Source organism: Pseudomonas sp. NPDC077408 (genome assembly GCF_050269105.1).
In the GTDB taxonomy this organism is placed as follows: Bacteria; Pseudomonadota; Gammaproteobacteria; order Pseudomonadales; family Pseudomonadaceae; genus Stutzerimonas.
In genome coordinates, this window is sequence record NZ_JBNNHS010000003.1 from 246,357 (window position 1) to 266,404 (window position 20,048).

A 20,048-nucleotide genomic window follows, 5' to 3' on the forward strand; every position below is an offset into this window, starting at 1 on the left:
GGGGTGCATCGAAACCTGTCTGGCAGCGAAGCTGCCCGAGATCTTCTACGGTGCCGCCGCTCACCAAAATCAACCGGCGCGAGGACGCCAGACGATTGATTCGCGCGAGAACACACGGGCAATAGCCGGCAGCCACCTGGTGCTGTCGTGCCAGTCTGCTTGTCTTGATCAGAGTTTCTGTTGCGCGAGCGCAGGTGAGGTTGAAAGCCTAGCGGCCCGTGTGGATGTCACGAACGCGCGGTATGCAAGCTTTCGCCTTACGGCTAGGGCAGGTGGAATTAGGCGGGGATAAGCAGGAGAGGGAAGGTCCGAGCAGGCGCTGCGTCCGTGAGGACGTCAGCGGCCCGGTTTCCTGGGATGCAGTGACTTAGTTCACTGCGTCCTTCAGCGATTTGCCTGGCTTGAAGCCTGGCAGCTTTGCTGCGGAGATCTTGATCGTTGCGCCAGTCTGCGGATTGCGGCCATCACGGGCTGCACGCTCTTTGACGGCAAAGGTGCCGAAGCCGACCAGCGTCACGCTGTCGCCGTTCTGCAGGGTGTTGGTCACGCTTTCGGTGAAGGCATCCAACACGCGGGTGGCGGTGCTCTTCGGTACATCGGCGGAGGCGGCGATCGCTTCAATCAACTCGGCTTTATTCACGGGTGTGGCTCCAGATTGGAATGGGTGGTCAGTATAAGCAGCGTCTCGCTCTGCCGCCTGCGGCAAATTTCCTCTTTTTCAAAAATATCCGGTGCGGGGCGACAAATCGTTTGTTTGCCTAATCCAGACGCTTTTGTCTGGACAGCGGGATTTTGGCTCCGGTTCATTGCCCTCCCGACCATTGGTAGGGTTGCCGTCGGCAGGATGCATCAAAAGCGATCCGTACGCGGCTAACCAGGTCGCGCCAAGCGCAAAACGCCCATGAGCCGGCCGATCAACAGGCTGATTGGCTCGCATTCGACTTTAGTAGTGGATGTCGACGTCGATCTCACTGGGCTTGTCGCCTGGCACTTCGAACCGGCTCTCCTCGAATGCTGGCGGACCCATTACCTTGGGGTTATTGGACAGTCCATAACCTTCGGTAGGAAACATGCCAAATCGAAGGTCCAGCTCGCCGTTAGCGTTTTCGTCGTGGTAGGCCATCACCGCGTATTGACCGGCTGGTACGTCATCGAACAGCAGGGTGACCGTTCCGGCCTTGGCTGGCGATTCGCTCGAGGCAAATGCCTGGTCCGCTTTACGGAACGTCTTTGGGTCCGAGAACAGAGCCACGCGAACTGTGCCCCGGTCGTGTTCGATGTTGTTCAGTTTGACCGTCAGCGGCTGGCCGTCGGCGAAAGCCGCTTGGCCTACCGCCATTGCTACCAAAGTTAGCGCTACGCGCAGTGTCATCGATTCGCTCCTGGTTGGCGTGCATCTCGTTTGGATGGCGCGGGCATATCAAGCGTGCCCGGAACAGTATGGCGATAGTGCCGCGCTTCTAACGGATCGACCAGCCTATACGGTTGATAAGTCAGCCTCGCCTCAGCACACGCAGGTGCCCATATCGATTGAGAAGGACGCCGTGGCTCCAGGAGCACGGCAATGCGATGCTAGGGCCAACCGCCTTACTGACCGAGCCCGCATGAATAAGACCCATCTTCAGACGCTGATCATCGACAAGCTGCAGGCCGACCTGGCTGTTGCAAAGGATTCACTGAAGGCCTCTCACGAGGCAGCGACGCACGCCGAAAGCAAAGCGGAGAACAAGTACGACACCCGTGGCCTGGAAGCGGCTTACCTGGCTGATGGTCAACGGCGACGCGTTCATGAAATAGAAACAGCGCTCTCAAGCTATCGAAACCTGCCGGTGCGATCACATCGCAATGCAGCGATTACCCTGGGCGCTTTGGTTTCGTTGGAGTCCGCTGACAATTGCCGCTGGGTGTTCCTCGGGCCGGATGCCGCTGGGCTGAATGTGACGATTGAAGGAGAAGAGGTGCTGGTGATCTCTCCGCGTTCACCGCTGGGCAGAGCGCTGCTGGGCTGCGAGGAAGGTGATGAGGCCGAGATTCGTGTCGAAGGACAATCCATCCGCTACAGCGTAATCAGCGTCAGTTGATCTGCTTTCACCGCACGAGCGAGAAAAGGCATCTCAGTGCATTTCTAATAATTAAAAATCGTTTATATATCAATAAGTTATGAATCATAACTGATGTTGATTGTATGGTTTGCGATACTGGTTTACAGCGGTGGATCTGGGGCGCAAAGCCATCCGATAAGTGATATCAATAAACGTCTTTATCATTTTGATTTTAAACGATAAAAGGTTAGAGAGCGCTCGTTCTTAGCCGCTACCTTTAGCTCTCGCACTCAACCGTCCTACTGCACCGTTTCTACCTTGCCGCTGGCGTCTCACCGTCGCTTGGCGCCAGCAAAATGCCACCCCTCATTCCGTCCAGAAACAATTTGACGCATCCCGTCGAGCTGACTATCGTGACGCATGCAGATGATAAGCAATCTCATTAGTATTTGCGGAGGTGGTGGTGAACGCATTGACTCGCGTCGCCTACGACGGGCCTGAGGCAGGGTACAAATTCCCGCCGTCGTACCGATTCTATTCACCGGCTGGGGGTATTGAAGCCAGCGGTTGTTTCAAAGTGATAGACACGCCGGCGGAGGGTGCCGGGCCGGGCCTTGAGAGGGACGTCCAGCGCGGTTTCGCCGAAGCCCAGGCAGCCGGGCTGCGCAATCCAGTGCTGGTTGGCGTGATTCCTTTCGATAAGCAGCAACCTTCAAATCTATTCATTCCGCGACACGTCAGTCATCTCCCTCCGACGGCACCGCCTACCTCAATTTGTGGATTTGCTTGTGGTAACGCACGCCAGTGCATCGAGCAGCCCAACCAGGCTGGCTTCCAGCAGGCGGTGAGCCGAGCGCTTGGCGCGCTACGTAATGGACGTCTCGACAAAGCGGTGCTGTCCCGTCTGTTGCAGCTCGAATTCGACGAGCCGCCATGTGCCGCGACGATCTTCCAGGGGCTGCGTCAGCAGAATCCTGAGGCCTACCACTTCTTCACCGACCTGCCTGGCGGCGGCGTACTGATCGGCGCCAGCCCCGAGCTTCTACTTCGCAAGACCGGCCAGCATCTGGAAACCAACCCACTGGCGGGCTCAGCCCGGCGTCATGCCGATCCCGCGGAAGACGAGCACGCGGCGCAGTGCCTGCTCGATTCCGCCAAGGACCAGCACGAGCACCGCTTGGTGATTCGTGACATGGAACGCCAGCTTCGCCCCTTGTGCCGAGAGCTGCACATCCCAAGCGCACCCTCTCTGATGAGCACGGCAAAGCTGTGGCACCTGTCGACGCGGATCGAAGGCGAGCTCGCCGAGCCCGTATCGGCGCTCAAGCTGGCGTGCCAGCTGCACCCGACTCCCGCGCTTTGCGGTTTCCCTACCGCCGCAGCCAAGCAACTGATTGCAGAACTCGAACCCTTCGATCGAGGTGTCTTTGGCGGCATTGTCGGCTGGTGCGACGCGGCAGGTAACGGTGATTGGGCCGTAGTGATCCGCTGCGGCGTGATCGATGACCGCAGTGTTCGGTTGTTCGCCGGGGCTGGGCTGGTATCGGAATCGTGCCCGGAGTCGGAGTGGCGCGAGACCGGCACCAAGCTCGGCACCATGCTTGCGGCGTTCGGTCTCGATCGGGAGGCGGTATGAGCCTGGTTACGTTTACGCGCTGGCCTGATGAGTTCGCAGAGCGCTATCGTCGGGCCGGCCACTGGCGTGGCGAACCGCTGAGCCAGATGCTCGCCGAGCAGGCCAGCACCCAGCCGGACGCCGTTGCGGTAGTCGACGGCAGCAGGGCATTGAGCTATGCCGACCTGGACCGGGCCTCGACCAACCTGGCGCAACGGCTGGCGAACCGCGGCCTGGGGCAGGGCGACCGTGCGCTCGTTCAGCTGGGTAATCAGGCTGAGCTGTACGTTGTGTTCTTTGCATTGATGAAAGCCGGCATAGCGCCGGTCAACGCACTGTTCAGTCACAACCGTCTGGAACTGGTGGCCTATGCCGCTCAGGTCCGCCCCCGGTTGCTGATTGCCAGCCGGGCCCATTCGCTGTTCACAGGCGATGCGTTTGTCGAGGAACTGACCGAACTTATTCCCGAGCTGGATACCGTCTTGCTGCACGACGACCCCCACCCTGAGCTGCGTCTGCAGAGCTGGTGCGTGCAAGCGAAGGCACTGCGATCATTCAGCCCGACGCCGCCCGGCGAAGTGGCCTTCTTTCAGCTCTCCGGTGGCAGTACCGGGACGCCAAAGCTGATCCCGCGAACCCATGACGACTATCTCTACAGCGTTCGCCGCAGCGTCGAGATCTGTCAGTTCGACCGCGAAACCCGTTACCTCTGCGCCCTACCGGCAGCGCACAACTTTCCGTTGAGCTCCCCCGGCGCGCTGGGTGTGTTTCTCGCTGGCGGTCGTGTCGTGCTGAGTCCGGACCCCGGTCCCGCCAGTTGCTTCCCTTTGATTGCACAGCAGCAGGTCAACGTTACCGCGCTGGTGCCGTCTGCCCTGGCCATGTGGTTACAGGCCGCACCTAGCTGCCATGGTGAGCTCGATTCGCTGCAGTTGATTCAGGTTGGCGGCGCCAAGCTGCCTGAGGCCCAGGCCAGGCGTGTCCCTCAGGTGTTGGGATGCAGGTTGCAACAGGTCTTCGGCATGGCTGAAGGATTGGTCAACTACACCCGGCTGGATGATAGCGACGAGCATGTCTACCTGACCCAGGGCCAGCCGATGAGCCCGGATGACGAGATCAAGGTCGTCGACCGCGAGGGTCATCCAGTGGCCGCTGGCGAAATCGGGGCACTGATGACGCGCGGGCCGTACACGATCCGCGGCTACTTCCAGAGCCCCGAGCACAACGCCGCCGCATTCGATGCCGAGGGTTTTTACCGCTCCGGTGACCTGGTCCGCCAGCGAGACGATGGCTACCTCGTCGTCGTCGGCCGGATAAAGGATCAGATCAATCGTGGCGGCGAGAAGATCGCCGCCGAAGAGGTGGAAAACCTGCTGATGGCGCATCCCGCCGTAGCGCAGGCGGCGCTGGTTTCAGTGCCCGATGAGGCCATGGGCGAGAAGAGTTGCGCCTACATCGTCAGCGCCGACCCCTCGCTCAAGGGGATCGTGCTGCGCAAGTTTCTGCGCGGGCTCGGCTTGGCCGACTACAAGCTTCCCGACCGATTCGTACACATCGACGCGCTGCCGGTGACCGCGGTCGGCAAGGTGGACAAGAACCGCCTGCGCCGTCGCGTCGCTGAACAACTGACCGTTACCGAATAAGGATTCGTTTCATGGCAATTCCCACCCTGACGCCATACCGCCTGCCCAGCGAATGGAGCGCGAACAAAGTGCAGTGGTCGCTCGAACCGGATCGAGCGGTCCTGCTGATTCACGACATGCAAGCGTACTTTTGTGATTTCTGGGGCAAGGACAGCGCGTTTATCGATGAACTGGTGTCGCGTCTGGCACAGGTTCGTCAGCGCTGCAAAGCACTGGGGATTCCTGTCATCTACACAGCCCAGCCGGGTGAGCAAGCGGATACGGACAGGGCGCTGCTGACCGACATGTGGGGTCCGGGCATCACGCAATATCCCGAGCGTCAGGCGATCGTTCCGGGCTTGGCGCCTGCTGTCGACGACACGGTTCTGGTGAAATGGCGCTACAGCGCTTTCCAGCGTTCACCGCTGGAACACATGATGAACGAGCTCGGTCGCGACCAGCTGATCATTGGTGGCATCTACGGTCATATCGGCTGCCTGATGACGGCGTGCGATGCCTTCATGCGAGACATCCAACCCTTCGTGCTGGCCGACGGCATCGCAGATTTCGGCGCGACCGAACACGAGATGGCGTTGAACTACGTGGCGACGCGGTGCGGCAAGGTCGTGACATGCCGCGAAGTGCTCGAACTGGGCGCCGCCAAGCGGTCATTGCCGAGTCGGGAAGAGCTGGAAGTCCGGTTGCTGTCGATGCTCGACGAGATGGATGAACCCTTCGACCCCGACGAAAACCTGCTCGACTACGGCCTGGATTCGATTCAGATCATGACCCTGCTGAGCGAATGGCGGGAGCAGGGGCTGGAACTGAGTTTCACCGATCTGGCCAAGACCCCGACGTTGAATGGCTGGTGGGCTCTGATCAACGCGCACGGAGGTGTCCGATGAGGCCGCTCGGGACTGCCCAGCAAGGGCTCTGGTCCGGCTACCTGCTCAACGAAGACCGCGCCATGTTCAATACCGCAGAATGCATCGCGTTCGCCGGCAAGATTCACGCGGCGACGATGATCGCCTCGGTGCAACAGGCGGTGCGGGAGTGCGAGGCGCTATCCGGAGTGTTCGTGGCCGATGAAGACGCGGTGTTCTTCAAACCCTGCGAACTGCCAGTGGTCGTTCAACAGGTGCAGGTTCCGGCAGGGACGGATGCGGAAGGCTGGGTCCGTGACTGGGCCATGCGCGACCTTCGCATCGCGATCGATCTACAACGTGAGTTGCCGTGCCGTTTCGTGTTGCTGCAGGCCGAGGGGCGCGATTTTCTCTATAGCTGTGTGCATCACATCGCCCTCGATGGCTATGGCACCAACCTGCTGTACCAGCGAATCGCCGAGCTCTACGGCGCTGCGATGAGCGGTGACCCGGTGCCAGCCAGTGAGTTTGGCCGATATGAAGATGTGCTCAAGGAAGACGCCGAGCGGGACGCTCAGGGCCGTACCGCCGCTGCGCGCGGTTACTGGCTGGAAACATTGTCACGCATGGAGCCTGCGAGCTTCAGTGAACGCAGTGCGCCGATATCGGCCACGTTCATCCGTCACGGCGCTCCGTTCACAGAGCCTCTGTGGCAGGCACTGAATCAGGTTGCCGAAGCGCATGGCATCGGCTGGCCGGACCTGCTGCTGGCCGGTGTCTCGGCTCATCTCCGGCAGGTAAGCGGTGTCCGCTCTCAGGTATTGGGTTTGATGGTGATGAATCGCATCGGCTCGGCCTCGTTCAACGTGCCGTGCATGCAGATGAACATCGCGCCGTTGTGCCTGGATCTGCCGGACGATGCCGATCTGATCGCCTGCGCCAAGGCCATCGGCAAGCTACGTCGTAGCAGCCGGAAACATCAGCACTACCGCTACGAATCCCTGCGCCGAGACCTGGGTCGTGTTGGCGGAGAACAGCGTCTGTTCGGCCCGCTGATCAATATCATGCCGTTCGACCGTCCGCTGACTTACGGCAACTGCCCGGCGCGAACGCTGAACCTGAGCGCAGGTCCGGTGGAGGACCTGACGCTGGAAGTCCAGATTGGCGCCGACGGCATGCCGGTACTCGACTACGACGCCAACCCGGCCTGCTACAGCCTCGACCAGGTGCGCAGCCTCCAAGAAGAACTGTTCGATCTGCTCGAATGCTGGCTGGCCGAGCCGCAGCAGCCACGTGCCGTGCTGCTCGAAGAGCTGTTTGCAGTTCGCCGAGCCTGGCAAGTCCTCAAGACCCCTGGTCGCGCCTCCCACGTGCAACCGAGCAATGTGCTGGAGGCGATACGCCTACAGGCACAGAGCAGGCCTGAGCACATCGCGCTGGTTCAGCATGAGCAGGCGCTGAGTTACGGCGAACTGCAGGCGCGTGCCGAGATGGTCGCGGCCGCGCTTGTCGAACAGGGGATTGAGCCGGGCCAGCGCGTCGGTGTGATGCTGAGCCGTTCGCCACAAGCAATCCTTGCCCAGTTGGGGGTGCTGCTCGCTGGTGCGGTCTACGTACCGCTGGACCCGGAGCAGCCCGCCGACAGGCAACGGCTGATCTGCGAGACGGCCGAGCTGGCGCTGGTCATCACGGAGGCGGCCTACCGGCATCGGTTGGCGGACATCCATTCAGGCGCGATCCAGTTGATTGGATTGCTGACTTCGGCAAACCGGACGTATAGCCCGCGCAGTAACGATGCAGGCTGTTATCTGATGTTCACCTCCGGTTCGACAGGTGCGCCGAAGGGCGTCGAAGTCAGCCATCTTGCATTGGCGCATTTCGCTCACGCGGCTCGGCAGCGCTACGACATTGGTTCAGCCGATCGCGTCCTGCAATTTGCGCCGTTCAACTTCGATGCGAGCATTGAGGAGGTCTTTGTCAGCTTGTCGGTGGGGGCGACATTGGTGCTGCGGACCGACGCGATGTTGCAGTCGATGGCCGCGTTTGTGGAAGGCTTGGAGCAACTGGCGATCAGCGTGGTCGACCTGCCCACCGCATTCTGGAACGAGTGGGTCGTTGCGCTACGCAGCGGTCAGGTGCAGATCCCGCCATCCTTGAAGACGGTGATCATCGGTGGCGAAGCGGTGTACCCCGAGCAGCTGCAGGCCTGGCAAGGCGTCGGGCGGCACGATGTTCGTTTGATCAACACCTACGGCCCGACCGAGACCACGGTTGTAGCGACGAGCTGCGATCTGCAAAGCCTCGAACTCAATCGCGAACGGCTGCCTATCGGTCAACCACTGGCAGGTGTCGAAGCGCTGGTTCTGGAGCGAGGAAATCGCGCTGGATCGGAAGGTGAGCTGGTGTTGTTTGGTCCACAGCTCGCCAACGGTTACCTCAACAGCGACTCGCCGGCCTTTGCCCATTTACGCATTGGCGGGGAGACGATGCGGGTCTATCGCACCGGTGACCGGGTGCGGCTGATCGATGGTCAGCTGGTGTACCTCGGTCGGCTGGACAACGAGTTCAAGATCAGCGGCTATCGCATCCAGCCGGGAGAGGTCGAAGCACGGATGCTGGCACTGCCGGGTATCGACGAGGCCTGCGTGTTAGGCCTGGAGCTCAATGCCGGAGTGCGCCGGCTGGTGGCGTTTTTCGCAGGCCCGCGGGACGACGTCCGAGCGATCAAACGCGAGCTGAGCGCCGTGCTGCCAGCAGCGATGGTGCCTACCGATTACCGTCATTTCGCCGTCTTGCCCCGTACCGGTAGCAACAAAATCGACCGTAAGCGCCTGCAGCAGGCCTATCTGCAAGGCTCGTCCGAACGCGTGCTAAACGACGAGACGCAGCGACGCGTCAGCGCTGTCTGGCAGCAGATCCTCGGTGTGAGTGGCATTCAGCCGGAGGACAACTTCTTCGAACTCGGTGGGCAGTCGCTGCAGACCATCCAGATCGTCAATCGCCTTGGCGCCGAGTTCGGCACCGCCGTGAAGGTTTCCGATGTCTTCGATCACCCGCAACTGGCGGACTTCTGCAGTTTTTTGGACAGCCGACTGCAGCAGCAAGAAGAACTCGTGGAAATGGTTTGGTGAAGGGGCAGGCGAATGAACGATCAGATGAGTTTCAGCGGGCAGAGCGTTTGGGTGACCGGCGCCGGGCAGGGGATCGGCCGCGCCGTGGCAGAAGGCTTCGCACGGCTGGGTGCGCAGGTCATCGGTTTCGACCGCGCCTTTTCCGAAGGTGACTACGGCTTCACGACCTACCTGCTTGATGTTGGTGATGCGGACGCGGTGCGCCATGCGTGCGGCGAGCTGCTGGGTGGACAGCAGCGTGTTGATGTCTTCGCCAATGTTGCCGGCATCTTGCGGCTCGGAGCTATTGAGGATCTGAGTTCGGCTGACTGGGATGATTCGATACGGGTCAATGTGTCCGGTGCCTTTTATCTGCTGCGCGAACTGTTCCCGCGTTTCAAGGCGCAGGGCAGCGGAGCGGTAGTGGCGGTGAGCAGCAATGCGACTCACGTTCCACGCATGCAAATGGCTGCGTATAGCGCATCCAAAGCTGCGCTTACCAGCCTGATCCAAACAGCGGGTTTGGAACTGGCCGAGCACGGCGTGCGCTGCAATCTGGTATCGCCGGGCTCAACCGATACCGCCATGCAGCGTGGCATGTGGCACGGCGAGGACGCGCGGGAACGGACCATCGCTGGCTTCCCTGAGCAGTACAAGCTGGGCATTCCGCTGCGCAAGATCGCCACGCCAGAAGAGGTCGCCCGTACCGTGCTGTTCCTCGCATCGGACCTGGCGAGCCACATCACCCTGCAGGACATCGTCGTCGACGGCGGCGCCACCCTGGCGGCCTGAGACTCCGAGAGGTAGCAGATGCAAAAAAATATAATCGGCCTGCTGAAGCACTTGACTCAGCAGGGCGTGCAGCTTGCGCTCAACGATCAGCAGCAGCTGGTTTCGCAGTCGAGCAAAGAGGCTGTAACCCCCGCGCTCGGGCAGCAGATACGTGACAATCGCGACGCCATCATCGAATGCCTGAGGGCTCAACGCGCATTCGATGCGCCGATCGCGCCGCAACAGCTCAGCGTAGGCCCGCTGTCGTCATCGCAGAGCGGGCTTTGGTTCATCGAGCAGTACGAACAGGATTCGCACCTGTACAACATGCCCGTCTTCTTCCGCCTGGCTGGGGAGCTGGATGTGGCTGCGCTGGAGTTCGCCTTCGATGCGCTGGTCGCGCGTCACGCCAGTTTGCGCACGCGCTTCCAGCGTAGCGCCGAGGGCCGAGGCGAGCAGGAGATAGTGCCGCACACCGGGTTTCATCTGGCGCGGGAAAATCTCAGCCATCTCGAGCCGCAGGCGATTGAGGAGCGGGTGGCGCAGCGAGTGCGCGAAGAGATCGAACGCCCATTCGATATCACCAGCGGGCAGCTGACGCGCGTCACCTTGCTAAAGCTGGGCGAGCACGAGCACGTGCTGATGATCAATCAGCACCACATCATCTCGGATGGCTGGTCGGTGAAGAACATGTTCGCCGACCTGAAGACTGCGTTTCTCGCTTACCAGAATCGTGAGGGCCTGATTTGGGACGAGCCCGCGCTGACCTACATCGACTACGCACGCTGGTTCAACTCGCGCTTATTCCGGGACTATCACGAGCAGTTCAAACCCTTCTGGGTCGAACGCCTGGCGGGGATCCCCGAAGTGCACAGCCTGCCGCTGGACAAGCCACGGCCTGCCCAACCGGCCAGCGGCGGCGAAGTGGTGTTCTCGACTATCGACAATGCGCTCTGGGATCGTTTCAAAGGGCTGTGCCAGCAACACAACACTTCGCCCTTCATCGGCCTACATGCGCTGTTCGCGCTGCTACTGGCACGTCATTCCGGTGAGCGCGACATTGTGGTTGGCACCCCCTTGGCCTACCGCGAGCGGGCGGATGTCGAGCCTTTGGTAGGTTTTTTCGTCAACACGCTGGTGTTACGTACGCAGCTTCCCGAACAGCAAAGCTTTGTCGAGTATTTGCGACAGTGCCGTGCTGACGATCTTCAGGCGTTCGATCACCAGCTCTATCGGTTCGAGGCCCTGAGCGAAGCGCTGGGCATGGACCGCCATACCGCGATCAATCCGATCTTTCAGATCATGCTGGTCTACCAGGCGCGGGTCGACTTCAACGACCTGATCCCCGGCTGTGACGCGGTGGAGGAGACCTCTCCGGTATTGCCTGCCAAGACCGACATTTCGGTCAAGGTCACCGAGCTGATGGATTCGGTACGGGTCGATTGGCTTTACGCCACGGCGCTGTTCGAACGCAGCAGTATCGAAGGCTACGCGAGCCGACTGCTGAACATGTTGAAGGCCGTGGTCGATGCGCCAGAGCAGGACATCTGGCAGTTGCCCATGCACGATCCTTCGTTGCTGGACCAGACCGCTGAGCGCTTGTCAGTGTTGCCCGCGGTCTATCCCGACGGACTGACCGCGCTTTCGCTGTTCAGTGACATGGTTCGGTTACATCCGAATCGACCCGCGCTGCGGCAGGGGGAAGGCTGCGTCAGCTATGCGGAGCTAGACGCCCGTGCCAGCCGGCTTGCCAATTGGTTGCAGGCTCAGGGCTGTGCGCCAGGCGAGCTGATCGGCATTCTTGCGCGGCGGGAAAACGCCTTTGCGGTCGCGTTGCTCGCCTGCTGGAAAGTCGGCGCGGCCTATGTCCCGCTGGACCCGAACTATCCCCAGCAGCGCCTCAGCCACATCATGCGGGACGCCAATTTGCAGCTGGTCATCGGGCAGGGCGCAGCGCCATTCGAACTGGAGCCGGCCCAGCGTTGGGTCGATCTAGTTAGCCATGAAATCCAGGCGCAGCTGGATGCCCAGTCGCCATGCGCGCCGCCACTCAAGCATGACCCGCAACGACTCGCCCAGGTGATCTACACCTCTGGATCGACCGGATTGCCGAAGGGCGTGATGATCGAACAGGGATCACTGGTCAACCTGCTACTTGATCACGGTCGCCGGCTCGATGTCGCGCCGGGTGATCGAATGCTGGACTGCATGTCCTTGTCGTTCGATGCAGGCAACATGTGTGCGCTGGTGCCGTTGGTTCACGGTGCTTGTCTGCTCTGGGCCGATCCCGGTGAGGGCTTGCTGGATGAGATCGAGCGCACCGAAACCACGCACATGATTTTTGCCACAGCGCTGCTGGCGACACTGCCGGAGCGACCGTTGCCCGCGATGAAAGCGGTGGGCTTCGGCGGCGAAGCCTGCCCGCCTACGATCCCACAGCGTTGGGCATCCCAGTTTTGTCTGATTGATATGTATGGTCCGACCGAAGCCACCGTTACGGCGCTGACCAAGACGCTTGCGGCAGGCACCCGCCTGACCATCGGCCAACCTATCGATGGCATGCAGGCGGTGATCCTGGATCGGCACGGCGCGGTGTGCCCAGTCGGTGTTCCGGGTGAGCTCTGTCTGGCGGGGCTAGGGTTGGCCCGCGGTTACCTCAACCAGCCGGAGCGCACCGCTGAGGCCTTTCGTTTGCATGATTTCGCCGGGGTGAAGGTACGGATGTATCACACCGGAGACCGCGCACGACAGCTTGCCAACGGTGAATACGAGTACCTGGGCCGTCTGGATGCGCAGATAAAACTGCGCGGCTACCGCATCGAACCGGGGGAGATCGAAGCTCAACTGCACGCTAGTTGCTCAAGCCTGCAGGAAATAAAGGTCTTGGTCGTCACTCAGGGCACACGTCAGGCGCTGGTGGCCTACGCCACGGTAACTGCTAGCGAAGCGACACCCGAGCCAGACGCAGTATTGCAGGCTGCAGCCCATCGACTGCCTGAATACATGGTGCCCCAGCGTCTGATCATCCTCGACAAGATGCCGCTTACGGCCAACGGCAAACTGGATCAGCGGCAGTTGCCCAAGGTTGAGCTGACCGAAGCTGAACAACTGGTGCCGCCCGCTGGCGATCTGGAGCGACACGTGCTGGAGATCTGGCAGGCTGTGCTGGAGCAGCCGCTGGGCGTAGAAAGCGATTTCTTCCGGTTGGGCGGCGATTCGATTCTGAGCATCCAGCTGGCGACACGTCTGCGCGATGCCGGCTACCCCTGTAGCGTCAAGGAGGTGTTCGAGGCAAAGACCGTGCGCCGACTGTGCCGCGTGCTCGAAGGACCACGCGAGAACCAGGCGATCCGCGCCGAGCAAGGTCTGCTGACTGGCGATTTCCCTCTGCAGCCCATCCAGCAATGGTTCTTTGAGCAGCCGTTCGCTCAACCCCAGCATTGGAACCAGGGTGTTGTGCTGGGGTTGCCCGCCGAGGTGAGTCAGCTCCAGCTGATGGATTACATGCGCCAATTGTTGGCGCAGCACGATGCGCTGCGGCTGATCGTCATTCCCTCTGGCCAGTGTTATAGGGATTTCCTGCCGTTACCCGAGCCCGCCCAACTGGATGCCGCGGAGCTGGGCGAGTCGGGGTTACAGCATGCGCTAACCGAGCTGCAATCCCACCTCGATCCGGCCAGCGCTCGAACGCTCGCCTGGGCCGTCATCGAGAACTTGCCGAACGGCCGGCGAGGGCTGTTTATTGCGTTTCACCATCTGGTCATCGACGCGGTGTCGTGGCGCATTCTGGTTGAAGACCTGCAGCGACTGGCCCGCGGCGATGGGTTGCTGGACAAGACCAGCAGCTATCGCCATTGGGGCGAGGGTCTCGCTGCCTATGCGCAGCGTGCTGAAGCGCAGCTGCCGTACTGGCGTGAGCAGGTCGGTGCGATGGGCCAGGCATTTACCAATCAAACCGTTCCCCAAGAATGGTCATCCAGCGAGCGATCCGAGCCGCAACTGTTGCAGCTGGATGAAGTCACCACTCGGCAACTGATTCAGATGACGACCAGACGATTGCAGGTCGACGTCCGCGAATTGCTGTTGGCTGCGCTGACCCGGTCGCTGGTGGAGCTGGGGCTCGGCGAGCAGCAGTTGATCATGCTGGAAGGTCACGGCCGCGAACCGATTGATGCCGGGTTGGATGTCAGCCGCACGGTTGGCTGGTTCACCAGCATGTTCCCGGTCAGGGTGCATAACCAGGCGGACTGGCCGACGCTGGTTCAGCACGCTGCCGAGCAGTTGCGCCAGGTGCCGGACAAGGGCATTGGCTATCTGCCGCTGCGCAGCAATCCGGCGCATCGTGACAGTCTTCCGCTGCCCGCCGTCGCGCTGAATTACCTCGGCAATTACCAGAGCGGAGCAGGGGACTGGCAGCCATTGCCGTTGCCGCCGGGCAACCCGAGCGGTGCTGGAAACCTGTCTGCAGAACTGATCAGCCTGCATGGAGGCGTGTTTGGCGGCCTGCTGACCTTGCGGCAGATCGGCAGCCTGCGCTCGGACTTCGGTGCCCGCTTTTTGCAGTCGTTGCGAACTAATTTGCAAACCCTGGCTGCACTTGGCGGAGAGCTGCAATGACGTCACTGAACCTACAGCTCGCCCAGGTTTTCGCCCGTCACGCCGAGCGCCCAGCGCTAGGGTGCCTCGGCGCCAGTTTCAGCTACGCCGAGTTGCAAGCACGCGTCGCGGCCATCGTGTTGCAACTGCGCGCAGACGGATTGACTGCAGGTGATCGCGTCGGGCTGCATCTCTCCCGTGGACCGGACCTGATCGCGGCGCTGCTCGCTTGCCTGCATGAAGGGCTTTGTTTCGTACCACTGGAGCCGGAGTTTCCGCTTGACCGGCTGCAGGGCATCGCCGACGACGCATGCCTGCACCGCATCATTCAGGATGAGCAGCCGTCGCGCTCGCTGGCACCTTCGCTGCGCTTGAGGCCCGGCTTGGCAGCGATGCCCGAGCCGCTGGTGCTCAATGATCAGCTGCCTGCGTACATGATGTTCACCTCCGGCTCTACCGGAAAACCCAAGGGCGTCGTGATTGGCCGGGCTGCGTTAAGCAAATTCCTCGACGCCGCGACCCGGCGTGTCGGGATCGGGCCCGACACACGTTGGCTGTTCACCACCACGCCGGCCTTCGATATATCTCTGCTGGAGATGCTCGGGCCACTGTGGGTAGGCGGCTATGTCGAAGTGGTCTGCTCGCCAGCCCACAAGGACCCGGTGGCGCTGCTGCAGTTGCTCGACAGCCGGCCGGACCTGAACACCCTGCAGGCAACGCCTGCATTCTGGCGAATGCTGCTCAAAGCGGGATGGCAAGGGCGTGAACGTCTGACCGCGCTCTGTGGTGGTGAAACCCTGGACGCTAAGCTGGCGGCACGGCTCAGCGAGTCGGTAGGGCAACTTTGGAACTGCTATGGCCCCACTGAGGCAACCGTCTGGTCGATGATGGCGCAGGTCGGGCAGCCGTTGGCGGACCAAGGTGTGCGGCTCAAGCAGTCACTCGACGGCTACCGACATTGGGTTCTCGACGAGAACGGTAATGACATCGGGCCGGGCGGCGAGGGCGAACTGTGCATCGAAGGGGTATCGCTGGCACAGGGTTACTGGCAACGCAGCGATCTGAGCGAGCAAGCCTTCATCAGCTGGCAAGGGCGGCGTCTGTACCGCACCGGGGATCGGGTTCGCCGCATCGGCGACGACGAATTCCAATACCTTGGACGCCGTGACGATCAGATCAAGTTGCGCGGTTTTCGAATCGAACTGGGCGAAATCGAAGCCAACCTGCGGCGCATCGAAGGGGTGCAGGATGCTGCGGTGCGGTTGCTGGGTGAAGGCGACGAGGCCTGCCTGGTCGGTTATGTGGAGACAGGAGGCGAAGGTGCGCCCGGTCGGGTTCAGATTCGCCGAGCACTGCATCTGAGCCTGCCGCACTATATGGTTCCGAGTCGCATCGTGCTGCTGGACTCGCTGCCGAAAACTCCGAGTGGCAAGATCGACCGCAAGCGGCTGCCCGATCCGGTCTGATCGGTAAGCGATACGCCGTGGCCAGGGCGGCCACGGGGCAATCTGCGTTAGTTTTTCGCGACCGGCTCAACGTCTGTTTTGCCAACGATGGATTCCACATCTTCGATCACCTGCAGGGCCGCCATCGGCCCACCCAGCGAGGTCCACAGCGATCCATCGACGGCGGCGAAACGCTTGGCCTGGATAGCCGAGAGCTGTCGGAACGCCGGTGTTTCTTCAGCCTGGCTAAGCGCCTCGACGGCTTCGCCGCTGGTGGCCAGAGTCCCGATCACCAGCCAGTCCGCATTCAGCAGTTCAAGGGATTCAAGGCTCAGCGCCATGGAATGAGTGTGGCCTGGGTCCTGCTGGTGAGCCGGGCGGACCAGGCCGACGTCTTCCACCACAGTGCTGGAGAAGGCGTCCTTGAACATGTAGGACGGGCCCTTCGGGTTCCAGCGAACGATACTGAACGTCTCGCCTTGATGGTCTTTCAGACGCTCACGCGCCTCGGCTGCACGCGCTTCGTAGCGGTCCATAAAAGCCTTGGCTTCAGCATCCTTGTTCAGGATATGCGCCGTTCGCTGCATGCTGGACTGCCAAGGTTCGGCCCACTTGAAGGTCACGACCGTAGGCGCGATCTCGTTGAGTATCGCCAGCTGCTCTGGCTTTACCGGGCCGGTGAGTATCAGATCCGGTTCCAGCTCAAGCAGTGTCTCCAGGTTGGGGTTGTCCAGATCGCCAACGACCTTGATGCCTGACGGCACCTTGCCTTCCAGGTAACGCGGCGGTGCAGCTTGGCCGCGACCGTTGACGGTGCCGATCGGTGTTACGCCCAGTGTCAGCGCCGTATCCAGATCGATCTCATTGAGCGTGACAACGCGCTCAGGCGTGGCCGGAACGGTGACGGTGTTGCCGAACGCATCTTCCACCTGACGGGTGGCGGCGTGCGCACTGAGGGTCATCAGCCCCGCTATAAGTGCGATGGTGAGGTGCCAGGGAGTTCGTTTGATCATTGGGTCGTGTCCTTTTGAGCGGGTTCGGGCACCGCTGGGGTGCGGGTGGCTGATGGCGCAGAGGCGGGAAGCACAGACGCTGCGAGCGAACGGCGACGCGGCACGATTACCGGAGCGCCGTCACCGGGCGCCGGCAGGATGTCCACCTCGGTCTGGTAAAGGCGGTCAACCAGCGCTTTGGTCATTACTTCGCGCGCAGGCCCCATGGCTTGAATCTGCCCATCGGCGAGGGCAATCAGTTCGTCGCAATAGCGCGCGGCGATGCCCAGGTCATGGATGACGATCAGCACCGTGCGGCCTTCGGCTGCGATCCGGTGCACCGCTTCCATGACTTCGGCCTGATGGCCGATATCCAGCGCGCTGGTGGGCTCGTCGAGCAGGATCAGATCGGTGTTCTGCGCCAGGATCATGGCCAGCCACGCTCGCTGCGCCTGCCCGCCAGAGAGCGAAGAGGCCTGGCGATGCCAGATAGCGTCAAGCTGCATGGCCGCGCGAGCGCGGGAGACCTGGCGCGCATCCTCGTCGCTCCACTGATTGAACCACCCCTGATGCGGATGCCGACCGTATTGCACCAGCTGTTCGACGCGAATTCCTTCGGCCATGACCGGGCGCTGGGGGAGAAACGCCAGCTGGCGGGCCAGACTTTTCATCGAGTAACGAGACAGCGACTGCCCATGGATGTGGATTTCGCCACGTTGCAAGGGCAGCTGACGCGCCAACAGCTTGAGCAAGGTCGATTTACCGCTGCCGTTGGGCCCGACGATGCCAATCAGCCGGCCTTTGGGCAGTGAGAAGGTGAGGTCGTCCAGAACCACCTTGTCCTGATAGGCGAAATGAAGGTTTTCGACGCTCAGTACCGTCATCAGTCAGCCCCTCGTCTGTCCTTGAGCAGCAACGCAAGCAGCAGAATGCCGCCGAGTAGCCTTGTCATGATGCCGGTGGGGATCTCTTCCGGCTGCGCCAGCACCCGCACCAGCGTGTCGCTGCCCAGTAGCAGCACCGCTCCGCAAAGGGCCGATAGCCAAAGCGGGGCAAGGTTATCGCGCGCCAGCCAGGACGCCAGTATCGGTGCGGCCATAGCGATAAACACCACAGGCCCGCCAATCGCCGTGCCCAGCGAGGCCACCAGAATGGCTAGCCCCAGCACGCCGAGCTGTACCAGCGGTACACGGATGCCCAGGTTCTGCGCAGTGGCATCGCCAAAGCGCAACAAGGCCAGGGGGCGGTTGACCAGGGCCATCAGCGGACACAGCGCCAGCAGGACCAGAGCGATCGGGTTGACGGTCTGGTAGCTGACCCCAGCGAAGTGACCCATGGTCCAGAGGTAGATACTGCCCAGGTGTACCAGCGGCTGCGTCGACATGGCGAAGTCGCCGATCGCGCCAAGCAGCTCCGACAGCGCGATACCGATGACGATGAACAGGTAGCCTTGCTCTCCGGGGCGGCGGCAGAGGCTGAACAGTGCTACGGCGGCCAATATCGCGCCCAGGGGAGAGGCCCACCAGGGCCAGCTACCCAACGTCAGGTAAAGGGAAAAACCGACAACCGCCAGCGATGCGCCTTCGTTCACGCCGATCATGTCTGGCGTCGCCAGGCGGTTGCGCACCAGCGTCTGGATCAGGCAGCCGGCCATGCCCATGGCAAAGCCGGCAACAATGGCCGCGGCGACCCGCGGCATGCGGATCTTGAACACCATGATTTCGTGCAGCTTGCTGCCATTGCCGAGCAGGGTGGCGAGCACGTCTCGCATGCCCATCTGGCCGGAGCCCAGGCTGATCGCCAGCGTAGCCAGTACGGCAAGCAGCAGCGTGAGCAGGCCGCACATCAGCCAGTTGCGCCGATGCAGCAGCAGACTCAGGCTGCCCATGCGCAGCGTCCACACGCCGCTGGGAGTGGTGGATGCCATGCTTACCTCACCGCCAGCAGAGATCGGAAGCCACCGCGCAAGACGATAGCAATCAGCGCCGGCGCGCCGAGTGCGGCCAGCAAGGTGCCGACCGGCAGCTCGAAGGGTTGCAACAGCCAGCGCGCCAGCACATCAGCCGCCAAGAGGAACAACATGCCGAACAGCGTCGAGAACAGCAGCTGTCGGAGCAGTGCCACCGGTTCGATCAATCGAGCGCAGTAGGCTGCCAGAAACCCGACGAAACCGACGGGCCCGGCAAGAGATATCGCGCAGGCCGTCAGCAATGTCGAGGCGACCAGGACGCCCAGTCGCACCCAGGTGGTGTGAATGCCCAGCGCCCGCGCCTGGCTGTCACCCATTTGCATCAGGGTCAGTTGTCGGCAGAGCAGGCCGGCGAGTGCCAGGCCCAGCAGCGCCACAGGCGTGACGGTGCCCACCGCGTCGAGCCGGGTGGCCGAAAGGGAGCCCAGGTTCCAGAACCGAAATTGCTCCAAGGCCACACGTGTCGACAGCAACATGAAATTCGACAGACCGCCGAATATTGCAGCCAGCGCGACGCCGGCGAGGATGAGTTTCAGTGGGCTGGCCTGACCCAGCATCAAGCCGATGCCGAGCACCACGAGGTTGCCCAGCAGGGCGCCGGCACCGGACCAGAGCAGATAGCCCCGTGTCGATTCGACGCCGTAGAAAATGAGGCCGATGACCAGGCCCAGCACTGCGCCGGCATTGACGCCGAGCAAGCCGGGTTCGGCCAGCGGATTACGTGTTGCGCTTTGCAGCAGCGAGGCGGCGATGGCAAGACTTCCGCCAACAACGAGCGCTGCCAGCGTACGCGGCAAACGTAGTGTCTCTACCACCATGGCCAGTTTTTCATCCGCCACGGCGAGTTGGTTTCCGAGAAGATAGTGCAGCACTTCGACCGCGCCGTAGACACCGGCGCCGGTGCTCATCGAGAGCGCCAGCAAGCCCAGCAGAAGCGCGCCGCCAGTGATGAGGACCGCTTGCTGGTAGCCGGGGAAGGTCGAATCAATTCGTGTCATTGGTTTCGAGCAAGCTCCTGAAACC

The 20,048-nt window shown here is 61.7% G+C and carries 14 protein-coding genes; 8 read left to right on the plus strand and 6 right to left on the minus strand.

Annotation, left to right across the window (positions count from 1 at the left end):
* Positions 1-367: 367 nt before the first annotated feature.
* The gene (locus ACQKEK_RS10460) at positions 368-640 is read right to left on the minus strand and encodes an HU family DNA-binding protein (RefSeq protein ID WP_019339665.1); all 273 of its coding nucleotides are present in this window, start codon (positions 638-640) and stop codon (positions 368-370) included.
* Between the two features lie 303 nt (positions 641-943).
* Entirely contained in the window at positions 944-1,372 is a 429-nt protein-coding gene (locus tag ACQKEK_RS10465; RefSeq protein WP_499142479.1) for a DUF2141 domain-containing protein, read from the minus strand.
* Positions 1,373-1,604: 232 nt separating this feature from the next.
* Here ACQKEK_RS10465 and ACQKEK_RS10470 point away from each other — a divergent pair, with 232 nt between their 5' ends.
* The 8 genes from ACQKEK_RS10470 to ACQKEK_RS10505 all read left to right on the plus strand — a co-directional run bounded on the left by ACQKEK_RS10470 (position 1,605) and on the right by ACQKEK_RS10505 (position 16,085).
* A complete protein-coding gene (locus ACQKEK_RS10470) occupies positions 1,605-2,081 on the plus strand; it encodes a GreA/GreB family elongation factor (protein WP_499142480.1) in 477 nt (158 codons plus the stop codon).
* Between the two features lie 424 nt (positions 2,082-2,505).
* Positions 2,506-3,678, plus strand: coding sequence for an isochorismate synthase (locus tag ACQKEK_RS10475; protein ID WP_499142481.1), 1,173 nt, complete (start codon positions 2,506-2,508; stop codon positions 3,676-3,678).
* Positions 3,675-5,300, plus strand: a complete 1,626-nt coding sequence (locus ACQKEK_RS10480) for a (2,3-dihydroxybenzoyl)adenylate synthase (RefSeq protein WP_499142483.1) — start codon at positions 3,675-3,677, stop codon at positions 5,298-5,300. Before ACQKEK_RS10475 ends, ACQKEK_RS10480 begins: the two co-directional genes overlap by 4 nt.
* Positions 5,301-5,311: 11 nt before the next feature.
* On the plus strand, positions 5,312-6,184 hold the full coding sequence (locus ACQKEK_RS10485) for an isochorismatase family protein (protein ID WP_499142484.1): 873 nt from the start codon (positions 5,312-5,314) through the stop codon (positions 6,182-6,184).
* Complete coding sequence (locus tag ACQKEK_RS10490) at positions 6,181-9,273, plus strand: amino acid adenylation domain-containing protein (protein ID WP_499142485.1); 3,093 nt, start codon at positions 6,181-6,183, stop codon at positions 9,271-9,273. Before ACQKEK_RS10485 ends, ACQKEK_RS10490 begins: the two co-directional genes overlap by 4 nt.
* Before the next feature lie 12 nt (positions 9,274-9,285).
* Positions 9,286-10,044: a 2,3-dihydro-2,3-dihydroxybenzoate dehydrogenase gene (gene dhbA / locus ACQKEK_RS10495; RefSeq protein ID WP_499142486.1), complete on the plus strand. Its 759-nt coding sequence runs from the start codon at positions 9,286-9,288 to the stop codon at positions 10,042-10,044.
* Between the two features lie 18 nt (positions 10,045-10,062).
* Positions 10,063-14,640 (plus strand): amino acid adenylation domain-containing protein, encoded by a 4,578-nt coding sequence (locus ACQKEK_RS10500; protein ID WP_499142488.1) that lies wholly within the window; start codon positions 10,063-10,065, stop codon positions 14,638-14,640.
* On the plus strand, positions 14,637-16,085 hold the full coding sequence (locus ACQKEK_RS10505) for an amino acid adenylation domain-containing protein (protein ID WP_499142490.1): 1,449 nt from the start codon (positions 14,637-14,639) through the stop codon (positions 16,083-16,085). Before ACQKEK_RS10500 ends, ACQKEK_RS10505 begins: the two co-directional genes overlap by 4 nt.
* Before the next feature lie 47 nt (positions 16,086-16,132).
* On the opposite strand, the gene ACQKEK_RS10510 is transcribed toward ACQKEK_RS10505, so the two are convergent.
* Genes ACQKEK_RS10510 through ACQKEK_RS10525 form a run of 4 tightly spaced genes read right to left on the minus strand, consistent with a single transcriptional unit; the run spans position 16,133 to position 20,023 of the window.
* Positions 16,133-17,077 carry an ABC transporter substrate-binding protein gene (locus tag ACQKEK_RS10510; protein ID WP_499142491.1) on the minus strand — a complete coding sequence of 315 codons (945 nt, stop codon included), beginning with the start codon at positions 17,075-17,077 and terminating at the stop codon, positions 16,133-16,135.
* The gene (locus tag ACQKEK_RS10515; RefSeq protein ID WP_499142492.1) at positions 17,074-17,940 is read right to left on the minus strand and encodes an ABC transporter ATP-binding protein; all 867 of its coding nucleotides are present in this window, start codon (positions 17,938-17,940) and stop codon (positions 17,074-17,076) included. Before ACQKEK_RS10515 ends, ACQKEK_RS10510 begins: the two co-directional genes overlap by 4 nt.
* On the minus strand, positions 17,940-18,983 hold the full coding sequence (locus ACQKEK_RS10520; RefSeq protein WP_499142494.1) for a FecCD family ABC transporter permease: 1,044 nt from the start codon (positions 18,981-18,983) through the stop codon (positions 17,940-17,942). Before ACQKEK_RS10520 ends, ACQKEK_RS10515 begins: the two co-directional genes overlap by 1 nt.
* Before the next feature lie 2 nt (positions 18,984-18,985).
* On the minus strand, positions 18,986-20,023 hold the full coding sequence (locus ACQKEK_RS10525; protein ID WP_499142496.1) for a FecCD family ABC transporter permease: 1,038 nt from the start codon (positions 20,021-20,023) through the stop codon (positions 18,986-18,988).
* Between the last annotated feature and the right edge of the window lie 25 nt (positions 20,024-20,048).

What these genes read in the sequence shown, in the direction of transcription:
- ACQKEK_RS10465 (WP_499142479.1), bottom strand. Translation starts at nt 1,372, where the DNA reads ATGACACTGCGCGTAGCGCTAACTTTGGTAGCAATGGCGGTAGGCCAA.
- ACQKEK_RS10470 (WP_499142480.1), top strand. Translation starts at nt 1,605, where the DNA reads ATGAATAAGACCCATCTTCAGACGCTGATCATCGACAAGCTGCAGGCC.
- ACQKEK_RS10480 (WP_499142483.1), top strand. Translation starts at nt 3,675, where the DNA reads ATGAGCCTGGTTACGTTTACGCGCTGGCCTGATGAGTTCGCAGAGCGC.
- ACQKEK_RS10485 (WP_499142484.1), top strand. Translation starts at nt 5,312, where the DNA reads ATGGCAATTCCCACCCTGACGCCATACCGCCTGCCCAGCGAATGGAGC.
- ACQKEK_RS10490 (WP_499142485.1), top strand. Translation starts at nt 6,181, where the DNA reads ATGAGGCCGCTCGGGACTGCCCAGCAAGGGCTCTGGTCCGGCTACCTG.
- dhbA (WP_499142486.1), top strand. Translation starts at nt 9,286, where the DNA reads ATGAACGATCAGATGAGTTTCAGCGGGCAGAGCGTTTGGGTGACCGGC.
- ACQKEK_RS10500 (WP_499142488.1), top strand. Translation starts at nt 10,063, where the DNA reads ATGCAAAAAAATATAATCGGCCTGCTGAAGCACTTGACTCAGCAGGGC.
- ACQKEK_RS10505 (WP_499142490.1), top strand. Translation starts at nt 14,637, where the DNA reads ATGACGTCACTGAACCTACAGCTCGCCCAGGTTTTCGCCCGTCACGCC.
- ACQKEK_RS10510 (WP_499142491.1), bottom strand. Translation starts at nt 17,077, where the DNA reads ATGATCAAACGAACTCCCTGGCACCTCACCATCGCACTTATAGCGGGG.
- ACQKEK_RS10515 (WP_499142492.1), bottom strand. Translation starts at nt 17,940, where the DNA reads ATGACGGTACTGAGCGTCGAAAACCTTCATTTCGCCTATCAGGACAAG.
- ACQKEK_RS10520 (WP_499142494.1), bottom strand. Translation starts at nt 18,983, where the DNA reads ATGGCATCCACCACTCCCAGCGGCGTGTGGACGCTGCGCATGGGCAGC.
- ACQKEK_RS10525 (WP_499142496.1), bottom strand. Translation starts at nt 20,023, where the DNA reads ATGACACGAATTGATTCGACCTTCCCCGGCTACCAGCAAGCGGTCCTC.